The sequence below is a fragment of the Paenibacillus sp. TCA20 genome (genome assembly GCF_000732325.1).
GTDB lineage: Bacteria > Bacillota > Bacilli > Paenibacillales > Paenibacillaceae > Paenibacillus > Paenibacillus urinalis.
Window position 1 is genome coordinate 557335 of record NZ_BBIW01000001.1, and the last position, 20644, is coordinate 577978.

Sequence of the window (20644 nt, forward strand, 5' to 3'; positions counted from 1 at the left end):
CCTTACATTATTGCGCTCATCATTAGAATTTCTTTGATAGAATTAAAGGAGCGAACGAACTTGATCAACTTAGGTAGAAACGAACCGTGCCACTGCGGCAGTGGCAAGAAATATAAAAAATGCTGCCTCGAGAAAGACAGACAGCAGCAGCGCAATGTAAGGGTGGCCACATCAGTCGAAGTCATTACGAATCGGCGCCCTGGATCTGCAGTATCCGCTGTATCTAAGATGCCCCCTGCCCCACAGGTAGCTGATCAGAACTCCCAGATGTCTGCCCTGAACTTTACTGAGATGAGTTGGGAACACGACATGCACCGTGAGCTTGCTGAAACCGCCATTCCTTCAATCGCAGAAGAGTACAAGCTGACCGAAGAAGAGACAAGTGAACTTATCTCTCTGTGGAACAACTATAGCAATAGTGAAGCTCCTCGTTATCGTAAGCCGGGAGGTTTCGCTGGTGCATTAGAATATGTCACTGCAACGAAACAAGGCAGTACCATCAGTCAATCCGAGCTTGCTGCTAAACATGAGGTATCGGCTACAACCCTCTCCAAGAGCATTGGACAGCTGTCTGAATACGCGGAGAAAGCTTCCTTTGCGAGTCAAGGTGTCTAAGTCAGAGCGTCCGAAAGTGCCCTGCTCAGCAGGTCCTTTCGGATTTTTTTATTTAAAATGCGGTGTACAAAATAGATTTCGCCTCAAACTCTTCCACCTTAGAATTATATTCATAGGTAATCACTAGGTCGCCAATATATTGAGAGAAGGATTGTGCAACACCTAGTGTGGCCGTCACGATGCTGTCCTTCACCTCATAATTGACATAATTACCTACAGATACAGGACCAACCTCATCAAATTCTGCGCTCATCTGTATGTATTCTTCTGCAGTCTTCACAGGATCCTTCATCATGATCTCAACCATCTGCATTCCATCAACGATATGGAGCTGTTCCACATAGACCCCTGTTCCATCAGCAGCCGTTAAAAATACAATTGCATCTTCTGTCCCATCCTGCGTAACATCACTTGCCATTAATTGTGCAGCTGCAGTCTCAGAGGCCACACTTCTCCAAGGAAAGTTAAGAAAACGGCCTTCCCATGCCAATGTCATTCCTTCATAGATTCCATCTGTTTCTTGTACCGGATACAATGCATTGTCGGTACCCGATATAACAGCCACTGCATCCATTGCTGGCTCGATTTTTACTTCTTCTGTATTCTCTATATTTGAAAGGGAGCTCCCCTTAATCTCTGCAAAAACAATCGCACTTCCCACAAACATGACACAAGTCAGCAGAATGACTGCTTTAATTAATCTATTCAATTAAAATTTAACTCCTTTATGAATCTATTTCACTTGTCCTTGTCCCATTATATAGCTCATCCTTACATATAAGATAGTCATTCTCGTAATAAATGGGTAAATTTCTTGAAAAGAATGAAAAAACACCTTCTCACTTGATCTGCATGAAAAACCTCATGAGATATGAGTGAGAAGGTGTTTCCTTATTTGAATAAATAGAATGTACAATAACTGCGCTTCAGGCAAGCTTAGCCTTCCCTGTGGTTTGCCTTACAATCAGTTCAGAAGGCTCCATAATGACAGGCGGAGAGTAATCCCGGTTCTCTATGAGCGCAATCAAGCATTCAATCGATTTAATGCCGATGGAATAAATATTTTGATTCACTGTCGTTAGATTTGGCTTGAATACCTGCGCATGATAGGTATTATCGAATCCGACGACAGAGATGTCTTGAGGAACGGACAGCCCGTGCTTCTCTATTTCATGAATGGCACCAAAAGCGGAGAGATCCGAAGCACATACAATGCCTGTCGGCGTGTCTTTGAGTGCAAGCAGTCTGCGCATCGCAGCCGCTCCGCCGTCGAATGTATAATCACATACCTCAAGGTAATTGGTCAGGTATGATAATCCGCAGCTAATCAGGCCTTGTCTGTATCCTTCAAGCCGCATATTTGCAATTGAAGGCCCCAATGTGCCGGATATGTAGGCTATTTTACGATGACCGAGCTCGTAAAGATGCTTGACGCCCTTATGGATTGCATTTTGGTTATCTGTTGTAATATATCCTGCCCGCTTGCCGACAATATCCATATCGACAAACATGGTCGGGATATCCGAATGTATCAATTCGTCAATGCTGCGATTATCGCGCTCCACTCCAAATACGACAACTCCATCCACATTCCGGCTGCGGCAATGCTTAATAAATGAATAATGCGGATCATCAAAGCGAGTGGATAAACGGACCAGATCATATCCGCTGTTCTCAAGCGCTGTCTTAATTCCTTCTAATAGTTCGGCTACATATGGATTGGTGAAGGGGACGGTCAACAACACGCCTACAGTCCATGATCTTCTTTTTACTAACCCCCTTGCAACTACATTCGGTTGATAGTGCAGCTGCTCAATGGCCAGGTTTACTCTTTTACGTGTTTTGTCACTTACATCGGGATAATCATTCAGCACCTTTGAAACGGTAGCAACTGAGACCCCGGCTTCTTTAGCCACATCATGGATCGATGCCATTTGATCACCTCTTACGTTCTCATTATCCAAAACGCATTCGTATGCTTGTTAGCTTGGTTTTGCATGAATGAATTCATTATAGCCTAAAAGGTGTGATCCTCATAGAATTAAATTGTATGCGCTTACTATTTACAATTTATTGGATATTTGGAAGAGACAAAAGACATTGTAATGCCTTTTGCTCTTTAGTACTGCATAGAAGTTAGGAATGAGCAGCTTGCAGCTCTTTGAGATCACCGGATACGGATTCCATGACTTGAACAAATGCCATTAGCTCACTGGAGCTGAATACTTGCTTTCTTGCATTATCCGACGTATTATCAGACTCGGTCTGCACTTGATCCAGCTTCGTTCTAATACTGTTCAGCACGCTCTGGATCTGCTCCATTGCCTTCTTGGAGCCCGTAGCCAGCTTGCGGATCTCGCCTGCAACGATCTCAAAGCCCCTTCCGCTATCTCCCGCGTGAGCAGCCTCAATTGCTGCATTGAGTCCCAGAAGATGACTTTGGTCTGAGATTTCTCGGATGAGACTCCCCATCTTTTGAATTTCTTTTACTTCTTGATTCAGGTCATCGATCAGCTTGTGGGCTGATTCCTGGGAAGCTGCGGTCTGTCTCGCGGTCTCGGATATCAGCTCCGTGTTGTGAAGCAGCTCATCAATCATACCGGTCAGTCTCTGAGACACCTCTGTAATCGCCTGCAGCAGGCGATCCTGCTCATCAGCAATATCCGTGATCTTCTGCTTCTCCTTCCCTTCGTAAGCTTCGAGCACAAGCTGGGAATCGAAATTAAACATCTTGCTCAGTGCATGAATTACTGGATACCATCCATTTGGCATGATTTGCTGTACCATGCTGGTCGCCACATCGAGATACACCATATAACTACCTAAGTAAAAATCGGATTTGAGTCCAATTTTCGAATGAATCAGCCCGATTTGGATTCGCTTCTCAATAAATTCTTCATCTATATGCCCATCCGTCAGGGATATAAAGTACCAACGCTGTGTCTGCTTCAAACGTTCTATTGTCGAGTATTTCGTAATGATGCTCCTTAGTTCTTCCACTTGTCCTATTCTGTCGTATAACCGATCAACAACCTCATCTACTATTTTTTCAAAAATAGGACGATGCTTATGAAGCAATTCAAGCTCCAGATTCGTAATCCCTATGTAGGCCAGCTGTCGTTCTCGTTCTTCGGAAACCTCAATCATCGCGAAAAATCTTCCTCCTTGCAACCATTTTGCCTTATATTAGTATTTTGTTACTTCGAACAATCATTATAGACCTTAAATACCATAATATCATAATCCTAAAGTCCTATTTTGCATTTTTCTTCCTATTCTTATTTCGGGTCGACAAATAAAAACACGCTGTCTGAACTGCAACATTTACAGCAATCAGACAGCGTATTATGAGATGGGGTTAAGATCTTTGCAAGGGGATAGGTGTAAACAATGTAAATCAGCGGTTCAACAAGCTGCCTACATAACGCAACAGCTCATTTGCACAGACAGGGCAATAGCCGTGCTCGTCAATCAGTCTGGAGCTGACCTCATTAATACGTTTCAGCTGATTTGCATCCGGAGTTTTAGTTGAAGTTGTGATCTTCACGATATCCTTCAGATCAGCGAACAGCTTCTTCTCAATCGCTTCACGAAGTCGATCGTGGCTGCTGTATTCGAATTTTTTGCCTTTACGGGAATAGGCTGAAATCCGAATTAGAATTTCCTCACGGAAGGCTTTTTTCGCATTTTCAGAAACTCCGATCTGCTCTTCGATGGAACGCATGAGGCGCTCATCTGGATCCATCTCCTCATCGGTCAGAGGATCACGTATTTTACTCCAATTGCAGAAGGCTTCAATATTGTCCAGATAATTCTCAAACAACGTCTTGGCCGACTCCTCGAAGGAGTAAACGAAAGCCTTCTGTACCTCTTTTTTCGCAAGCTCATCGTATTCTTTGCGTGCTACCGCGATAAAGTTCAAATACCGCTCACGTTCTTCTTTCGTGATGGAGGCATGTTGATCCAATCCGTCTTTGATTGCTCTTAATATATCCAGTGCATTGATGCACTCCAAATCCTGCTTGATCAGTGCACTTGAAATCCGGTTGATGACGTAACGTGGATCAATTCCAGTCATGCCCTCTTCCAGATATTCACTCTGCATTTCTTTGAGGTCAGCTTCTTTGTAGCCCTCAACCTCTTCCCCATCATACATTCCCATTTTTTTAACGAGATCCATGCCTTGTTTTTTGGATTCCTTTAACCGAGTGAGAATGGAGAAGATGGCAGCCGTCTTCAGAGCATGAGGCGCAATATGAACATGCCGCATATCGCTTTGTTCGATCAGCTTTTTATATATTTTCTCTTCTTCTGACACCTTCAAATTGTAAGGAATCGGCATGACGATCATCCGGGACTGTAGTGCCTCATTTTTCTTGTTCGATATAAACGCCTTATACTCCGATTCATTCGTATGGGCAACAATCATCTCATCTGCACTAATAAGAGCGAATCTGCCTGCCTTAAAGTTTCCTTCCTGGGTAAGGGAGAGCAGGTTCCATAGAAATTTCTCATCGCATTTGAGCATCTCCTGGAATTCCATCAAGCCGCGGTTTGCTTTGTTTAACTCCCCGTCAAACCGATAAGCACGCGGATCGGATTCTGAGCCGTACTCCGTAATGGTTGAGAAATCGATACTTCCGGTCAGGTCAGCAATATCCTGAGATTTCGGATCAGAAGGGCTGAAGGTACCGATCCCGATTCGGTTGTCTTCCGATATAAATACCCGCTCTACACGTACCTTTTCGATGTCACCGCCATACTCTGTTTTCAGCCGCATTTGGCAGGAAGGACATAAATTTCCTTCAATCCTTACTCCCAGCTCTTTCTCTACCTCAGGTCGGAGCTCCAGCGGAATTAAATGAAGCGGGTCTTCATGCATTGGGCAGCCTTCAATCGCGTATACTGCCCCTTTCTCTGTGCGGGAGAATTGCTCCAGGCCTCGTTTAAGCAGAGTCACGAGCGTCGATTTCCCCCCACTGACTGGACCCATCAAGAGCAAGATCCGCTTGCGGACATCAAGTCTCCGTGCTGCAGAATGGAAATATTCCTCAACAAGCTTCTCTACGCTTCGGTCTAGTCCAAAAATCTCCTGCTCAAAAAACTTGTAATGCTTGTGTCCACCAATCTCTTCCACGCCATATGATTTGATCATTTCATACACTCTTGCGTGAGCCGTCATTGCAGGTGTTGGGTCCTTTTTTAGAATATCAATATAATCTTTGAATGTACCCGACCAAGATAAACGATCACTCTCAGCCCGAAATTCAGCAACGCGTTCAAAAATGTTCATGCTCCTTCGTACCTCCCATGGCTCCATAATGATTCAGCGTCCACTCCGAATAAGGTCAATTCATAAGCTCCCCTGCTTCAAATCTTCCCACTAGCGTTTAAATATGCAATCATCTCGCCTACCCTCAAGCTTGACGATTTGATCTAAAAAAAGTGTATTACATACCTATGCGTCAATTCGGATAAGTTGCCTGTTTTTTTGTGACAGGTTCTCTTTTCGGGGAATGAACAACATATGGATCTTAAAATGAACCCTTCCAAGTCGTATGCTATACTTGATTAGATAGGAATGTTTATGATAGAGCTTATCTATACGTTTATGTACTTCTCCAGTAAATTAGACATGGATTTGATGTTCGATTCCAGAGGAATAGCTGCACAGCAATAAAGGAGTTTGATCAACAATGGCCGTTCAATATGAAACCGAATTATACGAGCCGATAAAGTCCTATTTTGAGAGGCAAGGATACCATATTAAATCCGAAGTGAAATATTGTGATCTGGTGGGTATACGAGAGGATCTCGCTGACCCGTTAATTGTGGAGATCAAGAAGACCTTTAATTTGTCGCTTCTGCTGCAAGGAATGCAAAGATTAAAAACGAGCAGTAATGTGTATCTTGCTGTTGAACGTAACCGGGTGAAGCGCGGGGCTGCCAATCAGCGGTTTGGAGAGATTACAGATCTGTGCAAAAAGCTGGGTTTGGGTCTCATCACCGTAACACGGTACAAAACGAAACCGGCGCTTGTCGATTGCTTATGCGTACCAGAGGCAGTCATCACTTCTTCAAAAACAATGAAAAGACGCAAAGACCTTCTGCTCAAGGAATTTGATGGACGCAGCGGCGATTACAACCTGGGCGGCAGCCACAAGGCCAAGCTTGTCACTGCCTACAGAGAGCGTGCACTTCGAGTTGCACAGGCGCTGGCTCCCATTCCCTATGCCTCTCCTGCAGAGCTTGCCAGACAGACAGGAATAACGAATACTGCGTCCATTCTGCAAAAAAATTATTATGGCTGGTTTACCAGAATTGAGCGCGGCCGATATACACTAAGTGAGCAGGGAAGAACTGACTTGGACAAGTACTATGCAGTTCTTCAGCAATATCCACTTCCATAAGCAACACAAAAAGACTGGATGCGAATATTATCGCATCCAGTCTTAATATTAGAAGTAGCTATTAGAAACGGGAAGCCGTCTCAGCGACTTTTCTAAGACCTTCTTGTACAATTTCAGCAGAACGGTCAGGGAAGGCATTATGTCCTTCAATTACCAGAACTTCAGGGTTTTGAATGCCCCAGAAGCCAAATGCAGAAGCTACGTATTTCACAGCCATTTCAACAGCTGCCAGAGGACCTTCAGAGTAAACGCCGCCGCGTGCGTTCAGAAGTACCACTTTCTTCTCGCCTGCAAGACCTACTGGACCTTCAGGAGTGTATTTAAATGTAACACCTGCTTGGCTCAAGTAAGAAATGTAGTTAACCAGCGGTGCAGGAACAGTAAAGTTCCAGAGCGGAAATGCTACAACGACTTTATCAGCTTCCAAGAATTGCTTTTGGTAAAAAGCAGCCAGATCAGCAGCTTCTTGTTCTGCTGGAGTCGTCTCGATGCCTTTAGCTACTTTGAACGTTCCTGTTGCGGCATTGTTGCCGTAAGCCGGAAGGTTAGCTGCAAACAGATCCAATTCAATAATGTTGTCTGTCGGATTTGCTTCCTTGTATGCGTTATAGAATGCGTCGTACATTTGTACGCTGATCGCTTGATCCGCTGGACGGTCATTTGCTTTGATAAACAATACGTTTGCCATAATAGTATATTCTCTCCCTAAATAAGTGTATTTATCTCTATATGTCATTTGAAACCAACTAAGAAAGTGATTGCAACTGACTAATAAACATTATATATAAAAATGTTAGTGAGTTCAATATATATATTTTCTTCTTTAGACAAAATTCCACATTCACTACTATTATAAAGTTCATTAAGACGAAAAAAAAGAGAGGAAGCTCCTCTCCTTATGTCAACATTATGTCTCTTTAACTCCGTGCCGTAAATTCGGATATCGCTTCACTGATCAAATTCATCCCGAGTAACAGCTCTTCTCTGCCGGGTCTGCTAAAATTGAGTCTAATAAAATGCTCTGTCTGCTTGCCAGGAGAGCATCTTGCGCCTGGCAAAAATGCTACGCCTTTGTGCAGCACAGCTTTGAGCAGCGTCTCGCTGCCAAGTCCGGGTGGAAGCTCAATCCAGAGGTACATCCCTCCTGCTGGCGGATCGTATTTTACATGCTTGAACCCCGGTCTTTTTAACAGCTCCAGCATCAGCTTAAGCCTCACCTCATACTCTCGGTTGAGCAGCGCCAGATGTTCATTCCAATTGAAGGAGGTTGAGCCCAGCAATTGGTACAATATTTGTTGATTAATCGGACTGGATTGCCAGTCAGCCATCTGCTTCAATGAGGACATACCCTGGATCAGCCTTTTATCACCGGTCGCCCATCCCGTACGAAGGGCAGGAGCGATCGTTTTGCTGAAAGAGCCAATATACAGTACATGATTTCCATCATCCTCTTGATCTATCGCATATAGAGCAGGATAACGCTCAGAGAAGGAATTTGCTGAATCATCTGCCCCAAAATGCAATTCACCGTAGGAATCGTCCTCAATGATTAGGACACTGTATTTTCGACATAGATCCAATACCGCCTTACGTCTGCGAAGAGTCCATAATATTCCGGTTGGATTAGAAAAACTGGGTGCAGCAAAAAGCAGTTTCGGACGATGCTTCTGAAACTGCTCTTCAAGATGTTCTGGGACAATGCCCTCCGTATCGGTGAAAACAGGTAATATGACCGCACCTTGCATCTGCAGCACCTGAAGACATCCGGGCGATGTCGGGTTCTCCACGACAACCGTATCGCCAGAATCGACCAGAAGCCTGGTGACCAGATCAATGGTCTGCTGTGTGCCTGATGTCAGCAGTATTCGTTCCTCTGTGGTACGGATTCCTTTTCGCATCTCCCAATCCTTGCGAATCCAGCTTCTTAGAGGCAGGAAGCCTTCTGGCTCACCATATTGCAGAACGGAAGGATCTGAAGAGAAGACAGCATGTGCCGCTTCGCCCAATCGTTTAATTGGGAAAAATTCCTCCGCAGGAAGCTCTTCAGCCAGTGAGATAAACGAACCTTGTCTTTTGACTCTGTTCGTCCTGCTCGCATGTGAAGACAACAGCCTGGAGGAATGGGAAGCAAAGGAGAACTCCATGTATTTCCCCCCTATCCGGGTAATCGCCCCATCTCTTAATTCCTCTCTCTATCGGGACGTATAAAGACTATTCGCCGTTCACATCTATTATGCCTTGTTACACATACTGCTGTTTCTTATGTAGTTTGGAATACAGAGTAAACTGTTCGATAGCTTGAGCCCGGCTGGACACGCCCAGTTTGGTATATATTTTGCGGAGATAGTTGTCAACCGATCTTCTGCTGACATCGATTTCATTAGCAATTTTATCGTAGGTCACACCTTGAACGATCCGTTCCATAATGAAGATTTCCATATCTGTAAGCTGAAGATGAATGTCTAGTTCCTGGTCCACCGTGTTCGACCACTCGTCATTAGTCAGCCACTGCAAAGGGATCGAGGCCAGCCCCTCTCGGAGACCGGAAATCATATGAATAAGCTTCATGGGCGAAGATTGCTTAGACAGCATTCCACTTGCGCCTAGACTGATATATCGCTTATACAGATTCAAATTATCCTCATCCGTCATCACGACAATATGGGTATTTGGAGAGACCTGCTTCATCTCTACGATGAATTGGTCCGCATTTCCGTCAGGCAATTTGTAATCGATTAGAACGAGGTCTGGCTTCAGGCTGCTCACTTGAGCTAACCCATCCTCCCCCGTGGAAACCATCGCGCGGACTAATAGGTCCTGATGCTCTTCCAATATTAATTTTGTACCTAGCATGCTGGTCGGATGGATATCAATCAAGACCACCTGCCATACCTTTCTCATACAAGCTCCTCCTAGTTCATTAATAGATATAATTTATGAAATTCGATAGAATGTGCGGCAATTGTAGTTTAGAGGAAGCACAGCCCAAAAAGGATAAAAATAAATCACATTTCACCAAAAAAGACATCCCTCTTTAGTCCTTAATTTGGATTATATATGAAATTGTATCCTAGGACTTCCTTCCGATGCAATCTCTTTTTCCTTTTTTCGCTAAAGAAGTTCTTTTTTGCGTATGAGGCGGCCCCATGATAGAATGAGGACTGGAAAATTTATAGAATTTTGTAGGAACAACACGAGGAGTGGTGAAATGAATCCATCAACAGAAGAGAACACAAGCCATCACACCCGGCAAGCTGCAAGAAGAAGCAAACGATCTGTCCGTCTATTTCTAGTATTATGGATTATTATTATTGCCTTAGGAGCTGCGGCAGCCTATTTATACAGCAATCATTTAAGAGAACAAATGGTACTAGAAATTAAGACCTACAACGATCAGCAGTTGACGGCCGTCAAGAAGGAGTATCAGACACAGCTGGATGAAATATCCAGTGAGCTGGTCAGCCTGCAGGAGCAAGTGCAGTCCTTCAATGAGCTGCTGACCTTCACAAAGGACAATGCAGGCAATACAACCGATAACAGTAATCAGCTATATTCAGAGCTTAGAGAAGTGAAGCAGCAGCTGGATACGCTCCAGAAGAAGATGGATCTGTTAAAATGATGACTTCACTCCAAAAACTAAATCGCTTTTTCATGCTGATTACAGCTCCATTTATCGGTCTGCTTATGTACCTGCTCTTATTGCAGCCAACGCTGGATCTAAGTTCGCTAGCGCCAAAGGAAGCTCACATCCCGCAAAACACGATCATCTCCCAAACGGAGGATATCAGCCAAGGTTTGGCGGAAGCGAAAGTGCTGGCCGAGACGACCTCTTCATACATTCAAAAAACAACCGAGTTGTATGAGAGCACGACTAAAACGATGAACAGCATTGCGAACATGACTGCAGCACAAGCCAGGAAACCCGAAGCAATCTATAACAAGCGGATATCTGCCAAGCTCGGCACACCGATTGAACAAGTGAACAGTGACCGGATTCGGATTGAACTATACAAAATGAACCCAGGCCTATATAAAGGCTATGCCATGAAGATCAAGCTCAAGGATCCGAGTGCTATGAAGATGTCCATTGGTGAAGGTGTGGGCAAATCGCAAACGACGATGCAGGCTGTCGCACGCAGTGGTGCGGTTGCCGGCATTAATGCCGGGGGATATGCTGATGCAGGCGGCAGTCGGTATCCTCTAAGCACCACGGTGGCTAACGGCAAATACCTGACTGGCTTTCATCCCAGCACGAAGGATCTTTCCTTTGTCGGCCTTAGCAAGGAAGGAAAGCTGATTGGAGGAAGATTTACGAAGCAATCGGACCTGGACAAGCTGGAGCCTGCATTCGGCGCTACCTTTGTCCCCATGCTCCTCAAGGACGGCAAGAAGCTGATCATTCCATCCAAATGGAAAACAACGCCGAAGCGAGCGCCAAGGACAGTCATTGGCAATTATAAGGATGATCAGCTGCTCATTCTGGTGGTGGATGGATACGATGAAAAAGGCAGCTCGGGAGCGACACTACAAGAGCTTCAGAACAAAATGTACAAGCTTGGGGTACAAAATGGCTATAACCTGGATGGCGGCGGCTCCTCTTCGCTGATTCTGAACGGACGTGTCGTGAATACACCTTCGGACGGTGTCCTGCGTAAGCTGCCCACCCATTTTCTTTTCTTTGAGTAAACATTTACGAATTAGGAAAAAGATTCCTTTTTGAGACAAGTATCAGTATAATAGGATTTACAAGGTAACAGGAGGTGGATGACATGTCATTTTCGTTGACTTTCTGGATCGTCGCCCTGGTGCTTGCATTGTATTTGGGAGGCATATTGACTTCTTCTTACAATGATGACAAGACGAAGGGGCTGTAAGGCTCACCAAAGAAGCTCTCCTCGACTGAGGAGAGCTTCTTTCTGTATAAGCCTACGCTTGCTTGGGCTTGGATTGATCTAAGTTTAGGCGTTCTCTTGAAGACCCGTCATTTCTGTGAGACACACGCCGCAAATATAACGATCTTTGAACTCGCTTACTTCTTCCATTGATCCGCAGAAAATACATTTTGGACGATAACGCTCCAGAATAATATGATCACCTTGCACTAAAATTTCAACGGGATCTCCTTCATTCATCTGATACCTTTTACGCAAAGATTTCGGCAGCACGATTCTTCCGAGCTGATCCACCTTACGTACGACTCCAGCAGGTTTCATTAACGGTACACACTCCTGTTCATTTTTCTTTCTTTGTAGGTACATTTGTACTATGTTTATACATTCGCTGTTTTTTTGTCGAATCCTGCAAGAATTAATAAAAATATTAACTTTATTTTAGGAACCCATTTTTTGAAAGTATGTTACCAAAGGTTGGGATTTAATTCATTCCAGGATAATCCAGCTGCCTTAGTGCTTCATAAACGATAATTGCCGCCGAATTCGACAGATTCAAGGATCGGACTGCATCCGTCATCGGCATTCGCATGCAGGTATCTGGGTTTGCATTAATTAGCTCAGGCGGAAGACCTTTTGTCTCTTTTCCAAATACTAGGAAATCTCCATCCTGAAACTTGAAATCACTGAAACGATTTTTCGCTTTGGTGGTTGCATAGAAAAAACGGTGATCCGCATATTTCTGCCGAACTTCATCAAACGAATCATGATACTCGATATTTACGGAATGCCAGTAGTCCAACCCGGCCCGTTTGAGTGTGCGGTCATCTGTGTTAAATCCGAGCGGATGCACCAGATGCAGATGTGTTCCTGTTGCTGCGCAGGTTCTTGCTATATTTCCTGTGTTTGCTGGAATCTCGGGTTCCACAAGTACGATATGTAATGCCATTGACTCTAATCCCCTCTTATAATGGACTGCAGAATTTCGCCCTATCATTCAGCAAATCCTGACTCACTTCATCCATGAAATTAATTAATCGTATGAATCAGCTTCATAATACCCCTAACTAATGATTTATGAAAATGATTCGGTATAACATAAAATTATAATATAAAAAAGCACCTCCCACAATATTTGCAGGAAGTGCCCTGTATTTCCCTAACATGTATTACAGCTTAGCCATGTGTCTTCTGGAATTGTTTCATAAAATCAGTCAGCGCCTGTACACTCTCCATTGGGACCGCATTGTAAATCGAAGCACGCAAGCCGCCTACGCTGCGATGGCCCTTCAAGCCGATAAACCCTTCTTGCTCAGATTGCTTGATAAACTCCTTCTCCAGTCCCTCATCCGCAAGTCGGAAGGTAACATTCATTCTTGAACGGTCTGCCGTATCAGCACAGCCTTGGAAGAAGCCATTGCTATCATCGATCGTATGATACAGGATGCCTGCCTTCTCTTCATTCTTAGCCTCTACGCCGGCAAGACCTCCTTGCTCTTCAATCCACTTCAGCACTTCATTCACCATATAAATACCGAAGGATGGTGGTGTGTTATAAAGAGAATTGTTGCTTACAAAGGTATCGTAACGGAGCATAGAAGGGAGATGTTTAGGCGATTCGGTAACAAGCTCCTCTTTAGCAATAACGACAGTAACTCCGGATGGTCCAAGATTTTTTTGGGCACCTGCGTAGATCATATCGAATTTCGTCATATCAAGTGCTCTGCTTAGAATATCACTGGACATATCTACAATGAGTGGAGTCGTTCCAGTATCCGGGAAGTCTCTAAACTGTGTGCCCTCTATTGTTTCATTTGAAGTCATATGCAGATAAGCGGCATTGCTGTTCAGATTAAGATCAGAGAGTTCTGGAAGCTTCATGAACTTCGAGGACTCGCCTGATGCAATAATGCTTGTCTCGCCGATCAGTTTTGCCTCAGACAGCGCCTTCTTCGCCCAGCTCCCTGTATGTACATAATGAGCAGTTTGACCGGCAGACAGGAAATTCATCGGGATCATCGCGAATTGTGTGCTTGCCCCGCCTTGCAGGAACAATACTTTGTAGCCTGTCGGGTTACCGAGAAGCGCCAGAAGGCGTTCCTGCGCTTCGTTATGAACAGATTCATAAACGGCCCCGCGATGGGACATCTCCATAATCGACATGCCTGTGTTCTTATAATCGACAAATTCAGCCTGTGCCCGAGTGAGCACCTCTAGTGGCAGTGCTGCAGGTCCCGCATTGAAGTTAAATGCTCTCTTATTCAATCTAAAAACCGCCCTTCTCTCCAAGTTGTTCTACCCAAATATAACATCTAATGATACGTATGATTATTGGTATGATAGCAGTAATCGTTCGTGTCTTCAAGTGTTTTTCACACGAATATAAGGCAGTATCGTTACAAATAAGGGAAACCCCCGGGAAACTAGATTTCCCGAGGGCTTATAATTAATGATAATGTAATATGAGTGCTGATTAGCAGTCGAAGTACAGGCTGTATTCGTGTGGATGAACACGGATTGATACAGCTTTAGCTTCAGCGCGTTTGAATTCAATGTAGTTATCAATGAATTCTTTAGTGAATACGCCGCCTTCTGTCAAGAACTCAAAGTCAGATGCAAGAGCGTCAAGCGCCTCGTCTAGAGAAGCTGGTACGCTGCGGATGTTCTCTTTGTCTGCATCAGACAATTCATAGATGTTCTTGTCGATTGGACCATATCCAAGCTCAGTTGGGTTGATCTTGCGTTTGATTCCGTCAAGACCTGCCATAAGCATTGCTGCAAATGCAAGATAAGGGTTAGCAGTAGAGTCCGGAGTACGGAACTCGATACGACAACCTTTAGGTGTTACAGCTGCCACTGGAATACGTACCGCTGCAGAACGGTTACCTTTGGAGTATACAAGGTTAACTGGCGCTTCATAACCAGGTACAAGACGTTTAAACGAGTTTGTACTAGGGTTAGTGAGTGCGATCAGTGCTGGAGCATGGTACAGAATACCGCCAATGTAGTGAAGCGCCATTTCACTCAGGTTCGCGTATGCGCCTTTTTCATAGAACAAAGGAGTATCGCCGTCAAAGATAGATTGGTGAACGTGCATTCCGCTGCCGTTATCGCCGAAGAGCGGTTTAGGCATGAAGGTTGCCACTTTACCATATTGACGAGCTGTGTTATGAACGATGTATTTGTAAACGAGCAGGTTATCTGCTGTTTTCTTCAATGTATCAAAACGGAAGTTGATTTCTGCTTGACCCGCAGTTGCAACTTCATGATGGTGACGCTCAACGCGAATCCCTACTTCATCAAGAAGACGGGACATTTCACTGCGGATATCTTGTTGAGTATCCATTGGAGCGACAGGAACATATCCGCCTTTAGTGCGGATCTTGAAACCAAGGTTACCGCCTTCTTCTTTGCGGTTTGTGTTCCAAGCTGCTTCTTCGGAATCAACATAGTAAGAAGAGCTGTTCGTTCCACTTTCATAACGTACGTCGTCAAAGATAAAGAATTCGGATTCCGGAGCAAAGTTTGCACGTGTACCGATACCTGCTTTTTGCAGATATTCTTCCGCTTTAACAGCAATACCGCGCGGGTCACGCTCATACCGCTCTCCGTCTGGAGTGAAAATATCACACATTACGTTTAGTGTAGGATGTGCTGTGAATGGGTCAATGAAAGTGGATTCTGGATCCGGCATCATAACCATATCGGATTCTTCGATACCGCGGAAGCCTGGAATAGAAGATCCATCAAATGCTACCCCGTTAACAAAGGTTTCTGCTTCAACTTCAGAAGCTGGCAGAGAGATATGGTGAGCGCGGCCAGATAGATCTACAAAACGAAAATCTACCCATTCAATGTTGTTTTCCTGAATTGATTTCAATACATTTTCAACAGACATGTGTTCTTCCTCCCAAATTTTCCGAACATTTGACGACCTAAGCCTTGTGAATGTTCATTAAATCGAATTTTCAACTGAGGTAAGTATAAATCCCAAATCTTACATCGTCAATACTTATGTCAGGTATTTTTTATACTAGTGTAAGATATACTCACACTTTAATGAAAAAATACGAATATAGACAAATAGCCTAAATCTCCGGTTTCGTTGCCGGAAAGATAGGCTTATTTATCACATGAGAGTGATACATTTAATTTGTCATTTTATCAATATTTTACCTATTATCAATAAAATTCGTCTTTGTCAATATTAACGACTTGCAGTTATTGGTGATTTCTTTGTATTAAATGTCTTACCTACGATTGGAGCGAGCTTCTCTAGATCTTGAAGCAACTGAGCAAACTGATCCGGGAACAACGATTGAACACCGTCGCCCGTCATCGAATTATCAGGGTCTGTATGCATTTCAATAATCAATCCATCCGCTCCAGCTGCTACAGAAGCCTTCGTCATCGGTTCAACAAGCTCTCTGCGTCCCGTTCCATGACTAGGGTCAGAAATGACTGGCAGATGGCTAAGCTGCTGAAGTACAGGAATCGCTGACAAATCCAGTGTATTACGAGTATAAGTCTCAAATGTACGGATTCCGCGTTCGCAGAGCATCACGTTCGGATTCCCTCCCGCCAGGATGTACTCGGCTGCATTCAAGAATTCATCATAAGTTGCACTGAAGCCGCGTTTAAGAAGCACAGGCTTACCGCAGGTTCCGAGCTTGCGAAGCAAGTCAAAATTTTGCATGTTACGTGTTCCAACTTGAAGGATATCTGCGTACTCGGCACAAATGTCTACATATTCAGGTGTCATGACTTCAGTAATGGTTAGAAGGTCGTGTTTCTTCCCCGCTTCTGCCATCATGATAAGACCCTCCACCCCAACACCTTGGAAGCTGTAAGGGCCGGTCCGTGGTTTAAATGCTCCTCCGCGAAGTATCTGACCACCTGCTGCCTTGACAAGTCCCGCAATCTCATCGATCTGCTCTGCGGATTCAACCGCACAAGGACCGCCCATGACGACCAGCTCACCGCCGCCAATATTGACTCCCTTTATTGAAATGACTGTATCTTCAGGATGAAAGTCTCTGCTTGCTAATTTGTATGATTTCGAAATTTTGACCACGTTCTCTACACCTTTCATTTGTCGTAAATGTTCTGCTAATTTGGGTTCAACGGAGCCAATGAGACCGATGACTGTCCGATCCTTCCCTCTCGAGAGATGAACCTGGAGCCCTTCCTTCTCAATGACGGCAATAATATCCTGAAGCTGTTCCTCTGGCGTAGAGTTTCCTGTTATAACGATCATATATCATCGATACCTGCCTCTCGATAAGAAATTAAAGTCCGTTTATGAATGACCTCATATTTTGTATAAGTTATTTCACACTTAAACGCTTGTTCGCTTTTAAGCTTTTATACGTTAAAGCAACTATACATCATTATTTCTCATCCGTCAATAATAGATTAGCTTATGTACGTCCCCCACCTTTTGACACTGTCCCAAGCATAAATTTCTAAATAAAAGAGGAAGATCAGCAAGTTGCCGACCTTCCTCGTGATAGTATTATGATTTGGTTTTGACCCGTACGGGTGGAAGCAGCTTCTTCATGTTGATGGTCCGCTGGATTTCCCAAGTCTCCGGTTTGTCATGATCATATTGCTCCAGATAGGTAATGACTTCCTTCGTAATTGGAGTAGGCGTGGATGCTCCTGAAGTTACAGCTACTTTATTGACGCCTTGAAGCCACTCCTGTTTAATCTCTGTTACATCAGACACCCGGTAAGCTGTAGTCCCTGCAATCTCTTCTGATACTTGAGCCAAACGATTGGAGTTATTGCTGCGCGGATCACCGACAACGATAACGAGATCGGCTTGACCCGCTTGCTCTGCAACAGCCTCCTGGCGAACCTGAGTCGCCAAACAAATCTCATTATGCACTTCTGCACCCGGATATTTTTCCAGCAGCTTCTTCATAATGTGCTTGATATCCCATTGGCTCATCGTCGTTTGGTTTGTAATGATGATTTTGCCGTTTGGTACATCTAGTGAATCAATCTCGTCCTCACGTTCAATTAAATGAACGCAATCCGGAGCAATACCGATGGCTCCCTCCGGTTCAGGATGCCCCTTCTTACCGATATAAATAATCTGATAGCCTTCTTGCGACTTTTCTTTAATCAGGTCGTGAGTCTTAGTTACATCCGGGCATGTTGCATCAACGGTCGTAAGACCTTTGTCTCTTGCCAGCTTGCGCACTTCAGGAGAGACCCCATGAGCTGTAAAAATAACCGTGCCCTTCTCAACCTGCTTCAAGATCTCCATCCGATTCGGGCCATCAAGCGTAATAATGCCTTCGTCTTCAAAGGAATTCGTCACATGGCTGTTATGAACGATCATACCAAGTATATAAATGGGCCGCGGTAAATCCAAATTGTTCGCCGCCTGTCTTGCGAGCACCATAGCATCTACCACACCATAGCAGTAACCGCGAGGAGAAATTCGTAGTACTTCCATGTTGCCACCTGCTTTCTTTACACATAATGGAGCCTGTAATCTTCGTCTAAGAAAAAAGCTCCGCATTTCGTATTATACCTTATTCCAGAGGGGGAGCCAACTCGAGCGGGAGCCATACAATAAATGTTGTTCCTTCTCCCAGCTTAGTAACAACCTCCACTGATCCGTTATGCTCGTCAATAATCCATTTTGCGATGGATAATCCAAGTCCAGTCCCCTTCGTGATCCCCCTTGACTCATCTGCTCGGTAGAAGCGGTCAAAGATGTAAGGAACCTCATTCTTATCCATTCCTATGCCCGTATCACTAATGCGCAGACCCACTTGTCCGTTATACACCACAGCATCGAGAGTCACTTCACCCTCAGGTGTATATTTAAAGGCATTCTCTATAAAGATAAACAGCATTTGCTGCAAATAATCTTTATTACCTAGAACATAGGCGCCATTGAGCACTTCAAGATCGCTGTATTTCCATTCTGCCGTGCGAGGAAGATGCTGAGCTCTGCGTGCTACATCCTTCACCAATATCGACAGAGGAGTTGGGTTCAAATCTATGGTCTGCCCAGTATCTGCACGAGCCAGGGACAGCATATCATTAACGAGCCTGCTCATTCGTCTGCCCTCATCCGCAATATCCTCAATGGCTTCCAAGGTCATTTGCTCCTTCATTTCCTCTGTCAGCGGCTTGCGGTCTTCCGGATCGGGATCCCACAGCTTTTTCAGGAAATCGGTATTGCCTCTGATCGTCGTCAGCGGCGTTCTTAATTCATGAGAGGCGTCAGAGACGAATCGTCTTTGGGCTGCATAAGCATCCTCCAGCTCTTTGAAGAATCCCTCTGTACGTGCAAGCATGTTATTTACAGTTGTGATCAGTTTGCCAATCTCATCATTAGGTCCGTTATACTCGATTCGTATGCTCAGATCATTTCCAGACTGAATACCATCTGCCGCATCAATAATATGGATCAGCGGACGCATGGACTTGCGGGCGAGAAACAAACCTACACTCATGGCCAGAACGAGCGTAATGATGGACACATAGATCAGAATGAGCAGCAGCCTGTCCATTAAACGATCTTCGGATGCCGTAATTGTGCCTACTTGCAGCATACCAATCACCTGATCTGTCGATTGCAGCACCAATGGAAACTGATACACGAGAAAAGGGGAATTATCGACGGTCATTCTTGCCCAGCCCTCGCTCGTTCCCGCTTTCTCAAAGTCAGGCACGCTAAACCGATAATCACGTAAATTATCAGAAGCCACCGCTCTGTCGCTTGTATAGTTATATAATTGGACATAAATTTGTAAATCTGCAAGCTGATTCGCCTTCTCTGGAAGAATCAAATTCAGCTCCTCGGTAAAATCCGGATTTCGAACGAGCACAGCACTAATACGCTGACTGATACTCTTTGTCTGAGTGAGAATCTCGGATTCTACATCTTCGTATGCGTAATAATGCACAAGGGCGTAAATTACGGAACCAAATAGAAGCAGTACGGCAGCAAGCAAGCCTGAATACCATAAAGTCAGCCGTAACCGGATGGACATACTAGTTGTCTCCTCTCAGAATATAACCAGCACCACGAATGGTCTGAATTATACGTTTACCTCCGTGCTCTTCTGTTTTTTGCCGCAGCATTGCAATATATACCTCAAGCACATTCGACTCTCCACTGTAATCAAAGCCCCAGATCTTATCCATTATTAAATCTCTGGACAGCACACGCTTAGGATTCTGCATGAACAAATACAGCAGTTCAAATTCTTTAGCCGTCAGATCAAGGCGCTGTCCTGCACGATGTACCTCACGTGCATCATAATCCAGGATCACATCTTCAAATGTCAGTCGGTTGCTGCTGCTCTCATTTGTTTCCGTCTTACGTCTCAACAGCGCTCTGACCCTGGCGAGGAGCTCTTCCAGCGCAAATGGCTTAACAAGATAATCATCTGCACCAAGGTCAAGACCCTTGACCCGCTGCTCAATTTCGTCTTTTGCCGTCAGCATCAGGATAGGGACCGTGCTTCCCCCTTCCCTAAGCCGTCTGCATACTTCAAATCCATCCACCTTGGGCATCATCACATCGAGAACCACAACATCAGGATCGACCTCAAGCATTTTTTGTAAACCCTCTGCTCCGTTTGACGCCGTAAGCACGTCATACCCTTCAAAGGCAAGGCCTCTTCTAAGCATGGATATAATTTTATCGTCATCATCAATAATTAAGATCTTCGAACGCACCCCAGCATCTCCTTCTTTATC

At 44.5% G+C, this 20644-nt stretch carries 19 protein-coding genes; 4 read left to right on the top strand and 15 right to left on the bottom strand.

All coding sequences use genetic code 11. The features are described 5' to 3' along the window. Positions 1-60 precede the first annotated feature (60 nt). Positions 61-615, top strand: a complete 555-nt coding sequence (locus TCA2_RS02605) for an SEC-C domain-containing protein (RefSeq protein ID WP_047909968.1) — start codon at positions 61-63, stop codon at positions 613-615. A gap of 52 nt (positions 616-667) precedes the next feature. On the opposite strand, the gene TCA2_RS02610 is transcribed toward TCA2_RS02605, so the two are convergent. From TCA2_RS02610 to TCA2_RS02625, 4 genes are all read right to left on the bottom strand, one after another. Continuing rightward, the gene (locus TCA2_RS02610; RefSeq protein WP_047909969.1) at positions 668-1324 is read right to left on the bottom strand and encodes a hypothetical protein; all 657 of its coding nucleotides are present in this window, start codon (positions 1322-1324) and stop codon (positions 668-670) included. Between the two features lie 217 nt (positions 1325-1541). Beyond that, the gene (locus TCA2_RS02615) at positions 1542-2549 is read right to left on the bottom strand and encodes a LacI family DNA-binding transcriptional regulator (RefSeq protein WP_047909970.1); all 1008 of its coding nucleotides are present in this window, start codon (positions 2547-2549) and stop codon (positions 1542-1544) included. 202 nt (positions 2550-2751) lie between these two features. Next, positions 2752-3762: a globin-coupled sensor protein gene (locus tag TCA2_RS02620; protein ID WP_047909971.1), complete on the bottom strand. Its 1011-nt coding sequence runs from the start codon at positions 3760-3762 to the stop codon at positions 2752-2754. Positions 3763-4012: 250 nt separating this feature from the next. Next, on the bottom strand, positions 4013-5908 hold the full coding sequence (locus tag TCA2_RS02625) for a PrkA family serine protein kinase (protein ID WP_047909972.1): 1896 nt from the start codon (positions 5906-5908) through the stop codon (positions 4013-4015). Between the two features lie 403 nt (positions 5909-6311). On the opposite strand from TCA2_RS02625, the gene TCA2_RS02630 reads away from it, so the two are divergent. After that, positions 6312-7025, top strand: coding sequence for a DUF2161 family putative PD-(D/E)XK-type phosphodiesterase (locus tag TCA2_RS02630; RefSeq protein ID WP_047909973.1), 714 nt, complete (start codon positions 6312-6314; stop codon positions 7023-7025). 61 nt (positions 7026-7086) lie between these two features. Here the strand turns inward: TCA2_RS02630 and TCA2_RS02635 are convergent, their stop codons facing one another. The 3 genes from TCA2_RS02635 to TCA2_RS02645 all read right to left on the bottom strand — a co-directional run bounded on the left by TCA2_RS02635 (position 7087) and on the right by TCA2_RS02645 (position 9926). Further along, entirely contained in the window at positions 7087-7713 is a 627-nt protein-coding gene (locus tag TCA2_RS02635) for an FMN-dependent NADH-azoreductase (protein WP_047909974.1), read from the bottom strand. A 229-nt stretch (positions 7714-7942) separates the two neighbouring features. Next, entirely contained in the window at positions 7943-9169 is a 1227-nt protein-coding gene (locus TCA2_RS02640; RefSeq protein WP_047909975.1) for a PLP-dependent aminotransferase family protein, read from the bottom strand. Between the two features lie 97 nt (positions 9170-9266). Beyond that, positions 9267-9926, bottom strand: a complete 660-nt coding sequence (locus tag TCA2_RS02645; protein WP_047909976.1) for a response regulator transcription factor — start codon at positions 9924-9926, stop codon at positions 9267-9269. A gap of 307 nt (positions 9927-10233) precedes the next feature. Here TCA2_RS02645 and TCA2_RS02650 point away from each other — a divergent pair, with 307 nt between their 5' ends. Together TCA2_RS02650 and TCA2_RS02655 are read left to right on the top strand one after the other, a co-directional pair. Next, positions 10234-10644, top strand: coding sequence for a hypothetical protein (locus tag TCA2_RS02650; RefSeq protein WP_047909977.1), 411 nt, complete (start codon positions 10234-10236; stop codon positions 10642-10644). Continuing rightward, complete coding sequence (locus tag TCA2_RS02655) at positions 10641-11711, top strand: phosphodiester glycosidase family protein (RefSeq protein WP_152557593.1); 1071 nt, start codon at positions 10641-10643, stop codon at positions 11709-11711. The genes TCA2_RS02650 and TCA2_RS02655 overlap by 4 nt, the downstream gene beginning before the upstream one ends. A 272-nt stretch (positions 11712-11983) precedes the next feature. On the opposite strand, the gene TCA2_RS02660 is transcribed toward TCA2_RS02655, so the two are convergent. The 8 genes from TCA2_RS02660 to TCA2_RS02695 form a co-directional block, all read right to left on the bottom strand. After that, complete coding sequence (locus tag TCA2_RS02660) at positions 11984-12238, bottom strand: AbrB/MazE/SpoVT family DNA-binding domain-containing protein (RefSeq protein WP_047909978.1); 255 nt, start codon at positions 12236-12238, stop codon at positions 11984-11986. 160 nt (positions 12239-12398) lie between these two features. Beyond that, positions 12399-12863, bottom strand: coding sequence for a tRNA (uridine(34)/cytosine(34)/5-carboxymethylaminomethyluridine(34)-2'-O)-methyltransferase TrmL (gene trmL / locus TCA2_RS02665; RefSeq protein ID WP_047909979.1), 465 nt, complete (start codon positions 12861-12863; stop codon positions 12399-12401). Positions 12864-13090: 227 nt separating this feature from the next. Then, positions 13091-14179, bottom strand: a complete 1089-nt coding sequence (gene serC / locus TCA2_RS02670) for a 3-phosphoserine/phosphohydroxythreonine transaminase (protein ID WP_047909980.1) — start codon at positions 14177-14179, stop codon at positions 13091-13093. 208 nt (positions 14180-14387) lie between these two features. Continuing rightward, a complete protein-coding gene (gene glnA, locus TCA2_RS02675) occupies positions 14388-15812 on the bottom strand; it encodes a type I glutamate--ammonia ligase (protein WP_047909981.1) in 1425 nt (474 codons plus the stop codon). A gap of 309 nt (positions 15813-16121) precedes the next feature. Then, entirely contained in the window at positions 16122-17171 is a 1050-nt protein-coding gene (gene aroF / locus TCA2_RS02680) for a 3-deoxy-7-phosphoheptulonate synthase (protein ID WP_047909982.1), read from the bottom strand. A 258-nt stretch (positions 17172-17429) separates the two neighbouring features. Beyond that, on the bottom strand, positions 17430-18380 hold the full coding sequence (locus TCA2_RS02685; RefSeq protein WP_047909983.1) for a 4-hydroxy-3-methylbut-2-enyl diphosphate reductase: 951 nt from the start codon (positions 18378-18380) through the stop codon (positions 17430-17432). 79 nt (positions 18381-18459) lie between these two features. Further along, positions 18460-19932, bottom strand: coding sequence for a cell wall metabolism sensor histidine kinase WalK (locus TCA2_RS02690; RefSeq protein WP_047909984.1), 1473 nt, complete (start codon positions 19930-19932; stop codon positions 18460-18462). Between the two features lies 1 nt (position 19933). Beyond that, positions 19934-20623 (bottom strand): response regulator transcription factor, encoded by a 690-nt coding sequence (locus tag TCA2_RS02695; protein ID WP_047909985.1) that lies wholly within the window; start codon positions 20621-20623, stop codon positions 19934-19936. Positions 20624-20644 lie beyond the last annotated feature (21 nt).